The sequence below is a fragment of the Enterococcus sp. BWT-B8 genome (genome assembly GCF_020567625.1).
Classification (GTDB): domain Bacteria; phylum Bacillota; class Bacilli; order Lactobacillales; family Enterococcaceae; genus Enterococcus_L.
This window is the reverse complement of the sequence record NZ_JAJDJV010000008.1, coordinates 32,437-47,384: the sequence shown is the minus strand read 5'-3', so window position 1 is coordinate 47,384 and position 14,948 is coordinate 32,437. Positions and strand designations below refer to the sequence as shown.

Annotated in this window: 12 protein-coding genes and 1 pseudogene; 5 read left to right on the top strand and 8 right to left on the bottom strand. The window is 35.2% G+C overall.

Annotated features, from left to right (window positions below; translation table 11 throughout):
- Positions 1 to 325: 325 nt before the first annotated feature.
- From LI951_RS08955 to LI951_RS08945, 3 genes are all read right to left on the bottom strand, one after another.
- The gene (locus LI951_RS08955) at positions 326 to 940 is read right to left on the bottom strand and encodes a MarR family winged helix-turn-helix transcriptional regulator (protein ID WP_229441913.1); all 615 of its coding nucleotides are present in this window, start codon (positions 938 to 940) and stop codon (positions 326 to 328) included.
- Between the two features lie 254 nt (positions 941 to 1,194).
- Positions 1,195 to 1,344 (bottom strand): hypothetical protein, encoded by a 150-nt coding sequence (locus LI951_RS08950; RefSeq protein WP_229441912.1) that lies wholly within the window; start codon positions 1,342 to 1,344, stop codon positions 1,195 to 1,197.
- A gap of 113 nt (positions 1,345 to 1,457) precedes the next feature.
- Positions 1,458 to 3,119: a MutS-related protein gene (locus tag LI951_RS08945; protein WP_229441911.1), complete on the bottom strand. Its 1,662-nt coding sequence runs from the start codon at positions 3,117 to 3,119 to the stop codon at positions 1,458 to 1,460.
- Between the two features lie 487 nt (positions 3,120 to 3,606).
- On the opposite strand from LI951_RS08945, the gene LI951_RS08940 reads away from it, so the two are divergent.
- Positions 3,607 to 4,005 carry a VOC family protein gene (locus tag LI951_RS08940; protein WP_202068777.1) on the top strand — a complete coding sequence of 133 codons (399 nt, stop codon included), beginning with the start codon at positions 3,607 to 3,609 and terminating at the stop codon, positions 4,003 to 4,005.
- A 1,144-nt stretch (positions 4,006 to 5,149) separates the two neighbouring features.
- Here the strand turns inward: LI951_RS08940 and LI951_RS08935 are convergent.
- Together LI951_RS08935 and LI951_RS08930 are read right to left on the bottom strand one after the other, a co-directional pair.
- Positions 5,150 to 6,286, bottom strand: coding sequence for a hypothetical protein (locus LI951_RS08935; RefSeq protein WP_229441910.1), 1,137 nt, complete (start codon positions 6,284 to 6,286; stop codon positions 5,150 to 5,152).
- Complete coding sequence (locus tag LI951_RS08930; RefSeq protein ID WP_229441909.1) at positions 6,287 to 6,982, bottom strand: ABC transporter ATP-binding protein; 696 nt, start codon at positions 6,980 to 6,982, stop codon at positions 6,287 to 6,289.
- 134 nt (positions 6,983 to 7,116) lie between these two features.
- Between LI951_RS08930 and LI951_RS08925 the strand changes: the two genes are divergently transcribed.
- The 4 genes and pseudogenes from LI951_RS08925 to LI951_RS15395 all read left to right on the top strand — a co-directional run.
- Positions 7,117 to 7,485 carry a hypothetical protein gene (locus LI951_RS08925; protein WP_229441908.1) on the top strand — a complete coding sequence of 123 codons (369 nt, stop codon included), beginning with the start codon at positions 7,117 to 7,119 and terminating at the stop codon, positions 7,483 to 7,485.
- Between the two features lie 979 nt (positions 7,486 to 8,464).
- Entirely contained in the window at positions 8,465 to 8,593 is a 129-nt protein-coding gene (locus LI951_RS15100; RefSeq protein WP_267491503.1) for a hypothetical protein, read from the top strand.
- Between the two features lie 290 nt (positions 8,594 to 8,883).
- Positions 8,884 to 9,279 carry a hypothetical protein gene (locus LI951_RS08920; protein WP_202068782.1) on the top strand — a complete coding sequence of 132 codons (396 nt, stop codon included), beginning with the start codon at positions 8,884 to 8,886 and terminating at the stop codon, positions 9,277 to 9,279.
- Between the two features lie 485 nt (positions 9,280 to 9,764).
- A pseudogene (locus tag LI951_RS15395) lies at positions 9,765 to 9,929 on the top strand (tyrosine-type recombinase/integrase); the annotation flags it as partial.
- Positions 9,930 to 10,023: 94 nt separating this feature from the next.
- On the opposite strand, the gene rpmG reads toward LI951_RS15395, so the two are convergent.
- The 3 genes from rpmG to thrS form a co-directional block, all read right to left on the bottom strand.
- Positions 10,024 to 10,173 carry a 50S ribosomal protein L33 gene (rpmG, locus tag LI951_RS08915; protein WP_202068787.1) on the bottom strand — a complete coding sequence of 50 codons (150 nt, stop codon included), beginning with the start codon at positions 10,171 to 10,173 and terminating at the stop codon, positions 10,024 to 10,026.
- Positions 10,174 to 10,299: 126 nt separating this feature from the next.
- The gene (locus LI951_RS08910; RefSeq protein ID WP_202068788.1) at positions 10,300 to 12,444 is read right to left on the bottom strand and encodes a penicillin-binding transpeptidase domain-containing protein; all 2,145 of its coding nucleotides are present in this window, start codon (positions 12,442 to 12,444) and stop codon (positions 10,300 to 10,302) included.
- Between the two features lie 403 nt (positions 12,445 to 12,847).
- Positions 12,848 to 14,785 carry a threonine--tRNA ligase gene (gene thrS, locus LI951_RS08905; protein ID WP_229441907.1) on the bottom strand — a complete coding sequence of 646 codons (1,938 nt, stop codon included), beginning with the start codon at positions 14,783 to 14,785 and terminating at the stop codon, positions 12,848 to 12,850.
- Positions 14,786 to 14,948: the final 163 nt, after the last annotated feature.

The window sequence follows — 14,948 nt, the reverse complement described above, 5'->3', positions numbered from 1 at the left end:
CATCAGTAGAATATTTCTATGAAATTAGGTAATAAAGTTTACTTACTCTTTGAAAAAGCGAATGGTGTGGGTGGATCTCAAGCTACTCATACCATTTTTTGTTTTCTGCTGAATTGAATCTCCTTCAATCCTAAATTTTAGAGCTGAGCAAATAAAAACTAAGACGCATGACTTTTTTGTACAAATTAGGAAATAAGCTGCTTTGCCAGAGCTCTTCAGTTAAATAGTAATTATTTCCAAGTCTCTGTAAATCGCATATCCTGCACTACAGCTATCTTGACACATTATTGCTCAATTGAATATCCTGCTTACTCGCTTCTTTTCTTCAAGCTCTATCTTCAAATAATCCAAAACCTTCAAACTCAGGTCCGTGTACAGGATGCTCTTTTGGTCTGCCATCATGTTGACAATCAAAATGATGGAATCTGCCCTTTCTGCCTTTCCCTCCGAATCCTCTTCGACCATATCCATTATGCTTAAAAAACTTCTTCGCATCTTCCGGAAGCTCTTCATCAAGTTCTCTTGTAATTTTTCCGATTATTGATTGGAACTGACTTTTTTCTTCATCCGACAAGATATCAAATACGGATGTTTTCTTTTCTTCATCCATTTTCGCAACTTCTTTTCTCCCAGCTTCAGTCAGTGTAATCTCAGCAGCTGTTGAATCTTTTTTAGATACCTCTACTATAACCTTGCCTTTTTCACTCAAATGCTGTAAAAGCTGATTCAGCCATTTTGGATGCATTCCAAGAAGAAAACCAACTTCTCTCTTATTCATTTGCGGCTGTATCGTCAACAAGCTTAACAGTCTTCGCTGCTCTTTAACTGAAATTCCATCCCCATCTTTTTCTCTTCGCTTCCAGGTATAATACTGATGCATCGTTCTCTCGAAATTAAAATAGTCTTTTATTAGTTGATCATCAAAAAAATTTTTCATCATACATTCCTCCATCCAAATATCAAGGTACCTTACAAACTATCATTATACAGGTGCCTGATTTATTAAACAAGTACCTTATCTTTTTCTTAAACTTTTACTTGGTTAACTCAATAGAATATAAAAAGAGGCCGCCCTTTTAGACTTGCCTCACTTTGTAACTTGAAAACTCTATTTTGTTTGTAATTCTTCTTCAAAAACATCTGTGACCTGATTCATTAGATTTCCTTAACCCAGATGTCCTTCATCTTCACCAATCAGAAACTGAGTATTTTCAGCGTACTCTTATCCGGAACCATTGGTTTCAAGATCATCTGTATCTTCGTAATCAATTTTTGCATCTTTCGTTCCATGACAGAATAATAGCAGTCTACATTGAATCCTTTCCGGCATTTTTGATAAATCATAACAGTTCACCCAGCTTAGCAGCAAAGGTAACTCTTACGGAATAAACATTCCCCGTTCAAGTTTTGAAGAGGCTCAATCATTTTCTTACTCACCACAAATTCTTTAGAAATATTCAGCTGTTCAAAATCTTCCAGGTCCTGTAATCATCAAAAAACTGAGCTTCTTCTTTGGCTGCTGTTACTATCTCATCAGGATAATTCATAACCTGCAGCAGCTGCAAAGCATTTCGTGTTGTTGCCGGTCCTGCTTTTAATTCGTAATCAAATGTAATTCCCTCTTCTTCCACACGTTCTTCAAAATGTACATTTTCACAGGAATGCTTTAAGATTTCGGTCAGCTCTATATCATGGGTCGCCACAAAGGCCAGAGAAGGGTATTGCTTCAGCCAGTTAATAATGCTGGCTGAAGCAGCAATCCGTTCAATCGTATTGGTGCCTTTGAGTATTTCATCAATGAAACAGTAATTACGTTCTCCATGTTCAACCTGATCCAATACTCGTTTGATTGATTTGATTTCTGCTACAAAATAGCTGTCGCCTTCAAATATATTATCTTCAATCGCTATTGATGTTAAAACATGTCCTCTCTCCATCTTAAAGCTGTCTGCCGTTACAGTTTGTATTGTCTGGGCTAAAATGCAGTTAATTGCAATACTTTTTACATACGTTGATTTTCCAGAAGCATTAGAACCGGTAACTAGCGTATTATGCTCCCAATCAATAGGATTGGCAACTGCATTGACATATAATAAAGAATGGTAATTGTTCGTCGCAGTTATACCTCCTCTGGCAAATTCAGGCTGACAGACTGCAGGCATAAATAAACGGAAGTTCAGTACAGCATATGCCATTTCCATTTTTCCAAGAATATCCCATAACATTATTGCTTCTGAACGATGTCTGGCCAATCGCTTCAATACAAAATTATAGGAAATAAACGGCAGCATTAAAGCCATATTGACATAGTCAAAGATAATTTCAGCTTCGGAATTGGATTTTACTCTAAAAGAGAAGCCAACGAACAAAATCTTTTTCAGCGGACTGAGATTTTCTTTCAGCTTTTTTTGAACGGGTGTTTCCAGCTTGCTTAAATCTTTGGCTATCCCAAGTGTACGAACAAAGTAACGGAGACTGCTCAGTTCCATTTCCATCCGTTCCTTTTTGATTAAATAATAAACAGTATTAAAGCAGATACTGCCAAGTGAAACAGCCGCACCAAAAACTTGTCCAAAACTCAAGAAGAGAAGACCTGTGAAGGGCAGCAGCCCTAACAACATATATAGATAAAAATGAGGCAATTCCTTCCCTTCTGTTGTTGATAAATAATGTTTCACAAAATTATTATCTTTCTTTCCCAGCTGCGCAAATTTAAATTGTATTTTCTCACGCATCTCAGGATTGTTTTGATAAAAAGTGATCAGCTGTTCCATTTTTTCAGCCGACTGACTGTTAAAATCAAAGCTTCTAAGCTGATGATACAATGCTTCTGACCCCACACTGGAATAGGTTGCATTAACTGCTTCAAAGACTTCCAACATATCTAAATCATTCCAAGTAATATCGTCTACTATGCTGTCCGCTTTTTGGTAGGTTTGAGCAGAATGCCATGCTTCTTTTAGGCTGTCTTCATTATCCAAACGGCTCCAAGCCGGCTTTTTCCCCCACTGATATCTAATTCTCAGTTTAAGTTTATGCTGTGAAAAAAGCTCAATCATTATAATCAAGAGTACAACAGCCAGAATAGCGCCAATCCCTAACAATACACGCTTATCCATTTAACCATTCCTTTCAATTCCTTTTAAGTGTACCACTATTCATTATTTTCGTGAAATCGGGTTATACATAGCCGAAAAAGCATATTTTACTGATAATTAAATGATATTTGCAATTATCCTTATTCATTCAGAACCTTATTCTTGACAAAAAAGTACCATAATGAGATTCTTTTCTCCTAATAAACAAAATAAAGGTAACTCAAAATAATCTATGAAAACTCTGTACTGAATAATCAGTGCACTTGACAGCTAGCCTTCAACATCGATCGTGCTGAAGAAAAAAGTACAGTAAAAAAGTGCGTCAGAACAACAGGCTTAGCTTAATGATGCTCACTGTAAATTGTTCGTTTCACTGCCTTAGATAACAGCTGCTCTTTGACACGAGGATGAAGTGTCAAAGCAGATGAAAACTGCATTGCTGTTAGGTTTTCAGAGCATTTTTTAGAATATATTTTGAACTGCCCAAAATGAAAAGCGGAGGTTTTTTATGGCAACAATGGTTTTTGTGAATTTTCCTGTAACTGATGTACAACGCTCCACTGAATTCTATCAAAAATTGGGATTCACACAAAATAAAGATTTCTCAACAGAAGAAGCGAGTGCTATGGTTTGGGATGATAATTTTTGGATTATGCTTCTTAACCATGATTTTTACAGTAAGTTTATCAATGGTAAAAAAATTGCAGATACAAAAACTACCAGCAGTGTTCTGACTGCATTTAGTTTAGAAAGTGCAGAAGCTGTGAAAAAATTTGGCGAAACAGCAAAAGCAAACGGCGGTGATTTCTATCGAGTAGACATGGGCATTCCAGAAGAACAAATGTATGGACTGGAAGTACAGGATCCAGACGGAAATACATTGGAGCCGTCGTGGATGGCGATGTGATGAATACTGTCTTTTAGTATCAAGAAGAACAACAACGTGGGATGATTCATTTTATCCTACGTTGTTTTAATTGTACAGACACCAAAAAATATACTTCTAAAAATTGCAAAGTACTTTTACATTTAAAACGATCGAATAGAAGGCTAATCATTAATCGACAAATCGCCACACGTCAGACTATCTAGCAAGTGACTCCGTTGATGTTATAATTGGGCTAACTAGGGGAGTTTACTCAAATGAGCACTGTTCAAAGCTGCTCAAGAGAACAAATAAGGTTTCAGTTATTCTCATTTGATGAAATCATTGATAGTGAAAATCCAGTTCGAGCTGTCGATGCTCTCGTTGAATGACTTTGCTTATCTTAGATGGCATCGTGGAGTATTAAAACAAAATCCTGGACAGCAGCCATATAACCGTACAGGGATAAAAAAGTAATACAGACATTTTCCTGTTTACTTAAAGAACTGAGTTCTGTTGACTCAGAGACAATTCTACTTGGTCTCGTTTACAACTTCAAACGATTGATAAATATAAAGAAAGTTTCAGAAATCGTAAGGTTGTTGGCAACCCAATGATCCTGAAGCTTTTATTTTTTGTTATTCTGATGTCGTTTGGAACTATGATTGAGTAAAATCGAAAGTAGATTTTTTATATTGAAGTATTTGTTAAACAGTCTGACACACGGCTCTCGTATACGGTGGTTCAACTTTATATCACATATACTTTTTGATACTGTGTGACTACTGGCAATAAACCGAAGCGTTCCAGTCTACAATTAGTGATTGTTGTACACAACACCACCCATGAATTGGCTATTCTTTCTGCTGCTTTTCTTGAATAGCTAATTCTATAAGCCTAATTTTTATCCATTCCCAGTTTGATTAAACTCTTTCGTCTGTTTTTGGGCGTTTTCCATTGTTTCCAAATATACATCCACAGCTGTTTAGATGAAACCTTATTTCAAAAATTGAAGTTAGTACTTGTGCAATCACTTGTTGGGTTACTCGGTCTATGACTGTTGGAATCCCCCAACAACCTATCCCCTTTCATTGACCTTGAGATCGTTACCTGTCGTACTAGCTGTGACTGGTATTTCCTCCCAAGTATTTTGCGACGAATCTCTTCCATTTTCTAGTGAATCCACTTATTTCATTAATTTTCTAACCATTAATTTTTGTGAAGGAATTAGTAAAATGCCTATAGCGACAAATAAAAATACGACAATATTTATTATCAATACTATCATTCCGTTCTCATACGTTAGCATTGGGCTAGTAAGAGGTTTCATGCTGCTTCCGCCTGATAGAATATGAACTATATCAATGTAACTCAGTAGGATAAAATGTTTAAACTTATCGCTTACAAAAGCATTTATTACTTCATATTGACCAAAAATTAACGGAAATATCAAAACAGATATGTTTAGTATTAAATTATCCGATAAGATTGATAACAACAACCCGAATAAATTAATAAATACCAAAAATAGAAATAGAAAAAGTACTGCTTTGAATACAAACTCCCCTGTAGATATAAGCTTTATATCTGCATTATTTTGTATAGTTGGAACAGGATAGTTCAATGCTCCTATTCCATTTTTTATAGATAGAATAGTCAGAATAATTAAAAATGATCCTGTTACGTTAACAAAACTAGATATTATATTTGCTAAAAATTTGGTAAAATACGTTTTTAAATACGAATTAGGAGATATACAATATAGTATAAAATTATTTTTTCTGTAGTCTAAATTAAATACATATGCTACATGGAAACAAATTAAAATCAGTATAATTAGCATTAATTGCGGTGTAGATACTATCAGATTTAGATACTGTATTCCTTCTAATTTTTTTGTATCGTCACTTTTTTTATCCATATCATTATTTTTTAGATACTCAAGTATAGCAACCGTAATTTTTTTATCAATTAATGAACCTGCATGCAGTTTACCTGCTTCCATATCTTCTAGATTTTTCTTTTCAAAATTGAGTTCATTTTTTAATATGTTCTTAGTATCCTTTTTTTTCATGGATTCAACAAGCTCTTTTAAATAGCCGTTTACTTCCTTTATATCCTCAACTGTTTCTGCTGCTGTAGGATCATTCTTTATATTTTCGAGAGTTGTTAAATTTGCATTGTAGTTGTTTTCATAATATTTTAAATAATCAAATTGAGTATTCCCTAAAAATAATGGCACACATATAACAAATAACAACATGGAAAACAATATGTATATTGTTTTCTCTCTATATATTTTTATTAGTTCAAATTTTAACATTTAGTCTCTCCTTTTAGTTACATATAATTCATTGTATTCTTCTTTTAACAATTCATAATCTAAAGGAGCTGTTTTCAGAACACCATTATTTAAGAAGTAAATATTGTCACATAGTTTACTTATTTCAAAAATGTTATGAGAGGACAATAATATAGTTTTCCCTGCACTCTTTAGAGTTAAGAAAATAGTAGCTATATTTTCGATATTTTCAATGTCTAATCCATTTATTGGTTCATCAAAAATAATGAACCTCGCTCCACTAGAAATAGCGACAGCTATTAAAGCTTTTTGCTTCATGCCTAAAGAAAGATGCTTTATTTTTTTATTTTTATAACTTTCTACACCGACCAAATCAATAATATTTTCTAAATCAGATTTATATTCCCATAATTTTGCTATGAACAACATGTTTTCATAGACTGTTAAGTTAGAGAATAATTGATCCGAAGTTTCTAAAAAAAATATATTTCTGTTGAACTTTCTCCTGTTTTTCAAAGTCTCCAAATTTATCTTTATTTCACCTGATTCAATTGGAATAATATTAACTAATGATTTAAAAAGAGTTGTTTTTCCCATTCCATTTGGAGCTACAACACAATTTATGGAGTTTTTTTTCAAACTCAGAGATAAGTTGCTTATTATCATTTCTTTTTTTATCTTTACATGAAGATTACTAATTGTTATTAATTCTTCCAAAACTGTTCCTCCTTAAAATTAGAAATTCCATTCATTTTAAATGTAATATTAAATTAAATTAACAAAACTTTTATTATTGATAATAATATGTTATCATGAATTAACAAAAAAACATATAGTTGGAGGTTTAAAAAATGAAAAAGAATCTTATTTATGGCTTTATTGTAACAATTTTGTTGGGAAGCAGTTTGTTGTTTGTTTCATCAGTTAATGCTGAAGAAGTTATTCAGCATGATGCTTTAATAGAACTGCAAACAGAAATTGGCAGTCAGTCTATCAACCCAAAAACCAGAGCTTATGTTACCACAGTATTGAGATATTTCCATCAGTATCAAACTAGATTAACAGGGAATTGGGCTCCTAACCTACATGGGTATATCTACGGAACTATTAATGTTCAGAATGGATATGCTGCAAGTGGATGGACTCACCTAGGAACGACCAGCAATTCTAATTGGCTCACCTTAGAACACAAATTTGCTCAAAATTATAGAGTATGGTAAAAGAGGAAACATTTTCTAAAAACAGAAAACGTTAACAATTTAATCTATAGCAAAACTAACTAAGTTGTTTTGGTGATAGAAGGATTTTCATGATGAATAGATCGGGTTTTTATTAAAAAAATAGGTGGGTAATTTCTACAGTTGTAAAAATTGCTTGCTTATTTTTTGATCATTGGCTGGTGTCGATTGAGAGGAACAATCTTTCGGTACACTAACCAATAGCCCTCGGCAAAGTATATTCTTTACGTTAATAAAGCGCATTACTCTTTACTTGGACATCGCTCCCGTTTATGGCAAGGTGGACGAATTGAACAGGGGAGGAAAAAATTTTATGACTTACGTTAGCATTCAAAAAGAAAAACGTAAAGACGGAACTCTTCTGGGAATACAAAATCATAACGATCGGAAAATGTCCCCTCACAATAACAAAAAAGTGAGTCATTGAACGTCATACTCAATATATGAACCATTAATCGTAGTTAAATAAGTTGTTATGTAATCAATCCTATGTGCGGAAAGGGATTGAGCCGATAAATAATAAACTTATTTAGTTTCGCGGTATTTCGGTCGCTAGATATCATCAAATTAAACAGTATTTTATACTAGCAAAAATAAAATTTACTAATCATCTGTCATGGACTATCAACAAGTATTTTACTGATGGCATTCAAAATGACAAAGAAAATTTCTCATAAGCTACGGCGCTGTTCACGGTTCTTTTCTATTTAAAAACTAATATCGCTAAAAGACATGAATGTCCTTTACCAAAAGATGTACCCTGTGATAACTTTTATTTCCAGATCAAAAGCAATGATAGAAGAGTTGGTATCATTAAAAAAAATTTTTTGTATTATTAATTTTGGTTATTTGGGGATTTAGGGTAAGTTGTACGAAGAATGAAAAACAAAATGAACAAGCTGAAACACCTGCACCCGTTGAAGAAATTCTACCAAGGAAGATTAGAGGGGAGATACTTTCAGTGAATAAGCTGGCATTAAAAATAAAAGTAGATAATAGCCAGATTGAATCAGATAATGGGATTTTATTAGTAAATACATCAGAATATTTATCAATGGTTTCAAGGTCAAAAATAGGCGCTACGAGATGATAATTGTCCGCTACTCTTCAAGTAAAACGGGCTCTCTATTTTTTACAACTATTCCACAATAAATACTAATTTTTAACAACCGTAACAATTCGACCAAAATACAAATAATTAAAAATTTTCAAAAAGAATGAACTTTCTTATTTTTATTAATATTTTTCAAATTTTGAACACTATATGAAAGCGTTTAACGTAATTATCAACAACATGAAGTAACAACGATATATTGACTAATAGAGAAACTCATGCTAGCTTTAATTTGGAAACAAAAATATAGATTTAGGGAGGTTATTATGAAAAAGTATTTTGTGAAAATGGTAACTTGTTTTAGTTTAGGAGTCATTTTGACATCCCTAGCACCGGCGGGAACAGCTTTGGCTGCAGAATATTCTACGCCAGAATTGTCTGCATTTTCTGGGCCAGAAATTTCTTCAAGAACTGGAGGTTATATTGCTAAAAATCATCGAACAACTAATTATCGCGTGACTTCTGGATGGTATTATTCACATACAGTTAATTTTGCAGTTAGCCAGTGGGGAGTAACTGTTAGCAGAAGATATAATGTTTTCCGTAGAAATGTATCGTATACAGCTCAATATGATCTATACGACAAATACAGTAATAGATATATACGAACTGTATCTACTAAGCATAATAGTGTTGAAGAACAGCACAGATTGGTCTATTAGACAGGGGGCGTTATTATGACAGAGAAAAGAGACAATCTTTATTTTCATATTTATCTAGCAATCTTTCTGTATCCTGCTTTACCAAGAGTACAGATATCTACGCTTTCTCCATTTCTGAATATATTGTTTGATATAAAAAAAAATGCAGTCCCTTTTATTGTATTGCTAATGCTTTTCATAACCATTCAAAAGATTCACTTCAATAAATTTAAAAAATTGAATCTAAATAATATGATTGTTTTAGTTTATACTCTCTATTTGCTGTCACATAGCCTATTTTTTATAGTTCTAAATTTTATATGAACAAAATAAAGGGGTGTTGTGACAAAAGTAGTCCTAAAATAATCAAAAAAGAAAAATGGCAATCAAAAAGCTGTTGAAAGATTTCGATTGCCGTTTTTCTTTGTCTTTTCCCCGTGCTCTGGCAGCAAGCTCAGCCACTGCTCCTCCCCAGATAAAATTAATCAGGTTGCCATGGATTCAGACATACTTTTGCAAGTCTCATGTATGACTCCGGATCTGATTCAAAAGAAGTTCAAGAAATACTTGAACATATCGATATTGCAATCACCATGAACACATATACGCATGTATCTGAGAAGAAACTAAGCACTGCAATTGAACGGCATACACAGTATATGAACTTTTGATTGTAGTTAGCCACGTAGTTAAATATGATTTATAAGCAAAATAAAAAAGCTAGAACCCTTATCGCACAAGAGTTCTAGCTCACAAATAAATTTCTTACTTAGTCTCGCGGTGTAAAGTAACTTTTCTTTCACGCGGGCAGTATTTTTGTTTCTCCAAACGATCTGGAGTGTTACGTTTATTTTTGCTTGTAAGGTAGTTGCGTTCTTTACAAGAAGTACATTCTAATGTGATGTTTACGCGCATTTCTTTCCCTCCTATACTTGATTCATTGATATCTAAGATAATTCTTAGCCTCAAATATCATATCATGTTTACTTTTCAATTACCAGCCTTTTTACAGATTTTGTAAAGTGAAACTCCTTTACAAAATCATTGTTTATACATTTCAGCATACGCATTAACAATTGCATTAACAACATACTGATTTGCCTTGTAATTTTCAGTATCATTGTTTAGTCGCGGCAAAATTACGCTGATGGCAATTTCAGGATCATCATAAGGAGCATAGGCAACAACATTACTATTGATTAAGTCGCTGTGTACTGTCCCATCTTCATCTCTATAAAAAGCCTCTGCAGTCCCTGTTTTCGCTCCCATTTCAAGTGCTGCTTCAGCCATATATCTCCCTGTAGTGAATCCGCTGGTTCCATACACAACCTGATGGAATCCTCTTTGAATCAAATCCATCTGCTCAGCTGATATATTCACTTCATTCAACACTTCAGGCTCAATCTTTTCTACAAGCTCTCCGATAGTGCCATCAGAATTATTATCATAAATACCGTCAACAATATGAGCCTTCATCCGTTTTCCGTCATTCGCAATCGTCCCTACATACTGAGCCAGCTGCAATGCAGTATAGTTATCATACTGACCAAAAGACAAATCCAGTAAATTACCTGCACTAGGTGCATAATCAGGATCATCAAAATTACTTGGTACAAGTCCCGTAGATTCCCCAGGCAAATCAATACCTGTTGAGACGCCCATTCCATATTCAGCATAGGTTGTTCTCAAAATATCAAATACTCGTGAATCTCCTTCTGTATATGGAACAGTCATATTATAACTATATTCTGTTCCCAACATTCTAAGAACCAGCTGCATCATATAAACGTTGGATGAATACTCCAGAGCCTGCTCTGCGGTTACCTCTATCCTATTGCCCAATACCGGGTTAAAGTTAGATGATTTCAGATTACTTCCCCCAATTTGAAACGGCTCATCAATGAACGATTCGTTCCCATTGATAATACCCGCTTCATACCCGGCTGAAATAGTAGCCCCTTTGACAACTGATCCCGGTTCAAAAGCTTTGTTAATTATTGACAGAGGATCTGGAGTTAATGCATTCGTAATGAGATCACGATTATAACCCACCATTGCCAGAACTGCCCCTGTTTTAGGATTAGTCACTGCAACATAGACTCCATCAGAATAAGGTGCCTTTCCAGTTTGCAGCAATTGTTCATACTGTGCTTTAACAACCTCTTCCACTTTGGTTTGAAATTTTGAATCAATCGTCAGCTTCAGATTTTGTCCCTTCTCTCCTTCAGAAACAAGTGTCTGACTGGTGACTTTGCCATTATTGTCAACAACCAGCTGAGACTTCGATTTCGTCCCCTGAAGAACAGATTCATATTGTTTTTCCAAATAGCTGGTGCCCACACGATCATTTCGAGCATATCCCTTTGCCAGGTACTCTTCCACTTCTTCTGCCGGCAAACCGGATTTCTCAGTGGAGACAGTTCCTAATATCGTTCTCAACAAATCACCCTGAGGATATTCTCTTGTCCAGTCCATGCCTGTGGATACGCCGGGAATTTGAGCCACATGTTCTCCAATTACTGCGATTTCGTCTTCTGTAACTCCGTCATTCTTAATAAAGGTTGTGTTCAATTCAAGAACAGAGTTCATTTTTTTGAATATCGTTGCTGCTTGAAGCGTATACTCATCAAAATTGATTTCTTCCTCTGTTACTTTATCTACAGTCAGAGAATACAAGGTACTTTCATTTGTAATGGTATTGCCCTTCTCGTCAGTTTTATCCTTATCCGTCAAACGATCCTGTGCTGCTTTTAGATTTTCACTATTTGCAAGCCAGTAGTCCTTTTTATCTCTTTCTGTCAGTTCCTCTGCCGGAACATTGATCAACTCATTAACACGATTGGCAATTTCCAAAATATCCTCTGCCTGAACATTCTTCCCTCGTGTATACGTAATTGCCAAATTTGATTTATTGCTTACCAAAGCAGTTCCATTCACATCATAAATTTCCCCTCTGGGAGATGCGCTCTCCACTTCAAGATTGGAAATCTGACTGATTCGCTCCTCATAATCTGCTCCTTCAACAATTTGAAGATAGCCCAAACGAACAATCAATGAAACAAACAAACCAAAAATAATAAAAAATAAAAAGTTCAATCGAAAGGGAATATGTGATTTCCTTGCTTTATATGTACTTGGTTCTTCCTGATTCTTTTTCCATTTATCTAAGAAATTCATATTTTTCATAGTAGTTTCCTTTCAATACTCAAAAAGTCCTGCTTTCTTATTCTAACCAAAAATATCTAAAATTAATAGTGGTAATAAGCATCGTAAGCAAATATTTAAAAATTTCTTCTGAAAATCAATTATTATTATGAGAAACAAACAACTTCATCTTTCCTGTTGAAACTTGATCAAGTGCTGAGAAAAGTATTTTATAAGACTCGTTTAAATTACACAAATTATATTAAATATATCAAAAATCACTAGTGTTGCATGAAACATTCAACGTTTCATGCAACACTAGTGATATAGAATAAATTCTGACAAATTTATCCTCATCAGAGCGTTGTATACCATCCTGCTAACTTATTACTGCGTAAGCAGAACTGACAGCCTGAGACAAGCAAAGAACGATCACACCCTCAGTCTATCTACTAAAGTTTTTCACTTCAGCTGCCATACTTTCAACAAAAATATTTGTGTCTTCCACAGTTGTCTCTTTACTTCCGTAACGACGAATATTAACAGTCGCATCCTCTACTTCTTTATCACCAATAACTACTTGATAAGGGATTTTTTGTGTTTGAGAGGCACGAATTTTATATCCCATTTTCTCATTGCGATCATCAACCTCAACCCGCAAGCCTTCAGCCTGCAAGCGTTCTTTCAAGTCATAAGCATACTCTGAATGAGCTTCTACAGAGACAGGGATGATTGTCGCCTGGATAGGTGCCAGCCAAGTTGGGAAAGCTCCCTTGTAAACTTCTGTCAGGTAAGCAACAAAACGTTCCATTGTTGAAACGATCCCACGGTGAATGACAACTGGACGATGTGTATTTTCTCCGTCTTCCCCAACATATGTCAGATCAAACCGTTCAGGAAGCAGGAAGTCCAATTGAATAGTCGAAAGTGTTTCTTCCATTCCCAAAGCTGTTTTTACCTGAACATCCAGCTTCGGACCATAGAATGCTGCTTCTCCGTCTGCTTCAAAATATTCCAGCTCCATTTCATCCATTGCTGCTTTCAACATAGTCTGAGCTTTCTCCCACATTGCATCGTCATCGAAATATTTATCAGTATTATTCGGATCACGATAACTTAGACGGAAGCGATAATCAGTAATATTGAAGTCTTCATAAACTGCCACCATTAATTCAAGTGTCCGTTTGAATTCTTCTTTAATTTGATCCGGTCGAACAAAAGTATGACCATCATTCAGTGTCATTTCCCGCACCCTCTGCAGCCCGGAAAGTGCTCCTGATTTTTCATAACGGTGCATCATTCCAAGCTCTGCAATACGAATCGGCAATTCACGGTAACTATGAATATCATTTTTGTAGACCATCATATGGTGCGGACAGTTCATTGGACGCAAAACAAGCATTTCTCCATCTCCCATATCCATTGGCGGGAACATATCTTCATGATAATGATCCCAGTGGCCTGAAGTTTTATACAAATTCACATCAGCCATAATTGGTGTATAGACATGCTGATAGCCTAGACTAATTTCTTTATCTGTAATGTAGCGTTCAATTGTACGGCGGATTGTTGCACCTTTAGGTAACCAGAATGGCAGACCGGAGCCTACTTCCTGAGAAATCATGAACAACTCCAACTCTTTCCCAAGCTTTCGGTGGTCACGTTCTTTCGCTTCCTCACGCATTTTGATAAATTCTTTTAAATCTTTTTTGTCAAAGAATGCTGTACCATATATTCTCTGCATCATCTGATTGTCAGAGTTTCCGCGCCAATATGCACCAGCTACAGACAACAGTTTAAAGACCTGAATCCGACCTGTTGACGGAACATGAACTCCTCGACATAGATCTACAAAATCTCCTTGATCATAGACCGTAATCACTTCATCAGCCGAAAGCTCACTGATCAGCTCAACTTTATACGGATCATCAGCAAACAAATCAAGTGCTTCTTCTTTTGTAACTACTTTACGGACGATGGGGTTATTCTCTTTGACAATTTTCATCATTTCAGCTTCAATAGCCGGCAAATCTTCGGCTGTCACAGGACTTTCCCCGTTATCAGTATCATAGTAAAATCCTGATTCAATAGCAGGACCCACCCCAAATTTAATGGATGGAAATAGGCGGCGCAGAGCATTGGCCATCAGGTGAGCAGTTGAATGACGCAAAATTCCTAGAGCCTCTTCGTGATCTGGAGTAACAATTTCAATGACCCCATCTTCTTCAATCGACCGCTCCAAATCGATCAGTTCTCCATTAAATTTTCCAGCTAACGCTTTTTTAGCCAGACTGCTGCTTATTCCTTTAGCAATATCCAGTGTAGTGATACCAGCCTCAAACTCTTTGACTGCACCATCTGGAAAAGTGATTTTGATTAACATGGTAGATATTCCTCCTTCATCGCTGATTGAATTTTTTTCTGCTTAATGATCCTTTTAAATTTACTGATTTTATACATTTCATATTATATCAGCTATCAGGATAATTAAGAAAAACTTGATTCAGAATGCTTCTCCAACTTCTTAGTCCCGTCACTAAATAAAA

Excerpts from the sequence above, each read along its gene's own strand:
- LI951_RS08955 (WP_229441913.1), bottom strand. The coding sequence starts at position 940 with ATGATGAAAAATTTTTTTGATGATCAACTAATAAAAGACTATTTTAAT.
- LI951_RS08950 (WP_229441912.1), bottom strand. The coding sequence starts at position 1,344 with ATGATTTATCAAAAATGCCGGAAAGGATTCAATGTAGACTGCTATTAT.
- LI951_RS08945 (WP_229441911.1), bottom strand. The coding sequence starts at position 3,119 with ATGGATAAGCGTGTATTGTTAGGGATTGGCGCTATTCTGGCTGTTGTA.
- LI951_RS08940 (WP_202068777.1), top strand. The coding sequence starts at position 3,607 with ATGGCAACAATGGTTTTTGTGAATTTTCCTGTAACTGATGTACAACGC.
- LI951_RS08935 (WP_229441910.1), bottom strand. The coding sequence starts at position 6,286 with ATGTTAAAATTTGAACTAATAAAAATATATAGAGAGAAAACAATATAC.
- LI951_RS08925 (WP_229441908.1), top strand. The coding sequence starts at position 7,117 with ATGAAAAAGAATCTTATTTATGGCTTTATTGTAACAATTTTGTTGGGA.
- LI951_RS08920 (WP_202068782.1), top strand. The coding sequence starts at position 8,884 with ATGAAAAAGTATTTTGTGAAAATGGTAACTTGTTTTAGTTTAGGAGTC.
- rpmG (WP_202068787.1), bottom strand. The coding sequence starts at position 10,173 with ATGCGCGTAAACATCACATTAGAATGTACTTCTTGTAAAGAACGCAAC.
- LI951_RS08910 (WP_202068788.1), bottom strand. The coding sequence starts at position 12,444 with ATGAAAAATATGAATTTCTTAGATAAATGGAAAAAGAATCAGGAAGAA.
- thrS (WP_229441907.1), bottom strand. The coding sequence starts at position 14,785 with ATGTTAATCAAAATCACTTTTCCAGATGGTGCAGTCAAAGAGTTTGAG.